The sequence below is a fragment of the Mesorhizobium sp. M0601 genome (genome assembly GCF_040320845.1).
Lineage (GTDB): Bacteria > Pseudomonadota > Alphaproteobacteria > Rhizobiales > Rhizobiaceae > Mesorhizobium.
The window spans coordinates 1-3,277 of the sequence record NZ_JAMYQK010000093.1 but is presented as its reverse complement, the minus strand read 5'-3'; the positions used below and the strand labels follow the sequence as shown (position 1 = coordinate 3,277).

Annotated in this window: 1 protein-coding gene and 1 pseudogene; both read right to left on the bottom strand. The window is 57.1% G+C overall.

Annotation, left to right across the window (positions count from 1 at the left end; genetic code table 11):
- Nucleotides 1-856 (bottom strand): annotated as a pseudogene (locus NKI41_RS32850) (calcium-binding protein); the annotation flags it as partial.
- 864 nt (nucleotides 857-1,720) lie between these two features.
- Complete coding sequence (locus tag NKI41_RS32845) at nucleotides 1,721-3,202, bottom strand: calcium-binding protein (RefSeq protein WP_352687167.1); 1,482 nt, start codon at nucleotides 3,200-3,202, stop codon at nucleotides 1,721-1,723.
- Between the last annotated feature and the right edge of the window lie 75 nt (nucleotides 3,203-3,277).

Sequence of the window (3,277 nt, the reverse complement as noted above, 5' to 3'; positions counted from 1 at the left end):
TGCCATCGCTTGCGATGAGGTGCGAAGGCGCCGTCGCGGTCGAGCTGCCATCGCTGGTGCTATCGCCGGTGGCGGCATGGGAAGGCGCGGTCGCAGTCGAGCTGCTATCGCCGGTTGCGGCATGGGAAGGCGCAGTCACAGTCGAGCTGCTATCGCTGGTGGCGGCGTCGGACGCGGGCGCAGCAGCACTGCTGTCGCTGCTGGTGGTGTCTGAGGCCGCAGCGGTAGTGGTGTTGTGTTCCCGGAAAACGGCTTGCAGTTCCGAGGAGCTTTCAAGCGCGGTATCGCCGTTCTGCGTTCCCCACTTGTAGGTATAGTCGAAGGCGGGTGACGGAACCAGCTTGGCCCAATGATCCATCATGGTTTGCATCTGTTCGGTGGTGGGCATGACCTGTCTGCCGCCATCGGAAGTCTCCCAATTGCCGCCGCCAAAGGCCTGGAAGACCGGAACGATGTTGCTGATCGGGATGCCCGACTTCACCGCTGCAGCCACGGCTCGGTCGATCATGTCGTAGTCGACCGTGTCCGTTCCCGTGCGCACCGGATAGGGGTCTATTCCAAAATAGTCGATATGCGTGTTGGCCGGATTGTAGGTGTTGGTAAAATCCGGATTGGTAGGGGATCCCATATTCATCATGGTGACGAAGGTCTTGGCGCCTGGAAAATGCTCATGGATCCAGTCGGATTCCGCCTTCAGGTTCTCGGCGGTTGCATAGGTGCCCCACCTGCCCGTGGGATCGGGCTCGTCAACCAGATAGAATCCGAACACATTCGGATTGCCGAGGAAGGGGGTCATTTTCTCGATGAAGGATGAAGTTACGCCCTCGTGCTCGTTGAGGTACACCAGACCCTTCATGCCGTCCGGCAACGCGTCGACTTGCGAAGCGTACTGAACGTCAGCCAGATTGAAGCCGGCAGTTGCGATTTCGGTGGCGGATCCACCCGACGTATAATGCAGAGTTGCCATCCAATATTCCTTTTTCTGATTTCGATAGCGCCCGGCGTCTACCTACAGACGGCGTATATTAGCGCCAAATCACATACAGACACCCGTCGATAGAATCATTGACCGTTTGTAGGAATGCTGCACGGATTGTGACTTATTTTGACAGCAGCGACTTAGGACAAGATGCTTATTGTCTTCTGATGTCAGAATGATGCCAGAATTGCGACTTTATTTTGAAGGCGCCGTAGTTTTTGAAGTTCTTCGATATTTTTATAATGGCTATACATTTATAGATTTTAATGCGTTAGACGTCAACTTTCGTACGGAAATTCAAAATGACGTTAACCTCTGACTCCGGGCCCCTCCACAGTTTCACTGCCCAACCAATTAGCTGTGGACAATTCGTAGGCATCTGCGCGCTCGTCACCTGGTATCGGTCGGCAGATCTCCGTGATCGAGATCAAATCAATTTAGGAAACCGCCCAAAAGGTGAGAGTAGGGCGGTTCCCAGCTGGAGAGCCTGAGGGCCTGGGCCGCCTGAGCACCGTCATGTGTCCGCCGCTCCGCTAAACACGGGGGCTGCGCGGCGGACACGCCGACGTCACCGCAATGCCACGCCATTTTGCTGAACTTGACGCACACAACTCGAACCCGCTGGGTGACGAAGGTTGAGCATCAGCCAGAAATGGGCATCCCGCTTTGGAAAAATCCGGTGCTTGAACAAAGATAAAGCGGCGGACCGTCTCGAATTGAAGGTCCGCCGTTCCGGGTCGTTCAGATCACAAGGAACGAACCTGCCGTAAGCGACAGACCTGGAGAGAGAGTGGCGAACTGTATTTGAGCTGCGCCGCCGATCCCGTCGCTGTCGAAAGAGAGCGCTCCTGTTGAACTGTTGTAGATGATATGGTCGGAACTGTCATGCGCAGCCGTGCCAGCAAAGAAAGCGTCGGATGAAAGGCCGCCCAATTTAAGCCCGGCAAAAACGGCGTCGTCGAGCTGGATCTTGTCCTGGAGCTTGTTGAAGTCGGTGACCTTGTCGATATTGCCGGCTCCAAGAGCGCTGTTGAACACGAAGGCATCATTGCCTCCGTTACCGGTCAAGATGTCAGCACCGCCGCCACCATTGATGACATTGGCGCCGGCATTGCCCTGGATGGCTTGGGTAAACTCGTTGCCAGTGAGATTGATTGCTCCCGTACCTGAAGGACTTGTGGTGGCAAGAAGCTCGACCTGCGAGCCGGCCGAAAGAGCATAGCTCACCGAGGAAAATACTCTGTCGCCGCCGCCGCCGGCCGCTTCAACCACCCTGTCGCCGGCATTATCGACGAGGTAAGTGTCATTGCCACCATAGCCGGTCAGCGTGTCGGCGCCACCCATACCGTTGATGTAATTGGCACCGGCATTGCCTTGGATCGTCTGGGCGAACTCATTGCCGACGAGATTGATTGTTGCGGTGCCGGAGGGGTTTGTGGTGGCAAGAAGCTCGACCTGAGAGCCTGCCGAGTGCACAAGCGCAAAGCTTGCCGAGGCGAGCACGTTGTCGGTACCACCGCCCACCACCTCGAACACCCTGTCGCCGGCATTGTCTACATAGTAGGTATCATTGCCACCATAGCCGACCAACGTATCGGCCCCGCCGGCGCCGTTGATGACATTGGCACCGGCATTGCCCTGGATAGTCTGGGCGAACGCATTGCCGTTGAGATTGATTGCCGTCGTGCCGGACGGATTGCTGGTGGCGAGAAGTTCGATCTCCGATCCGGCCGCAAGCGCATGACTTACTGACGCGAGCACTTTGTCGGTACCGCCGCCCGCGGCCTCAATCTCCTTGTCGCGGATGTCATCGACATAATAGGTGTCATTGCCGCCATAGCCGACCATCGTGTGGCCGCCGGCGCCGTGAAACACATCGTCGCCGCTGGTGCCATACAAGGTGTCGCTTGTGTCGACGGGAGGCGGTTCGGTCCCAGTCGTTGCGAGGTTGTGCTCCCGGAAAACGGCTTGTAGTTCCGGAGAGCTCTCTAATGCGGTGTCGCCGTTCTGCGTTCCCCATTTGTAGGTGTAGTCGAAGGCAGGTGACGGAACCAGCTTGGCCCAATGATCGATCATGATTTGCATCTGTTCGGCGGTGGGCATGACCTGTCTGCCGCCGTCGGAAGTCTCCCAGTTGCCGCCGCCGAAGGCCTGATAGACCGGAACGATGTTGCTGATCGGGATGCCCGACTTCACCGCTGCAGCCACGGCTCGGTCGATCATGTCGTAGTCGACCGTGTCCGTTCCCGTGCGCACCGGATAGGGGTCTATTCCAAAATAGTCGATATGCGTGTTGGC

Excerpts from the sequence above, each read along its gene's own strand:
- NKI41_RS32845 (WP_352687167.1), bottom strand. The coding sequence starts at position 3,202 with ATGATCGACCGAGCCGTGGCTGCAGCGGTGAAGTCGGGCATCCCGATC.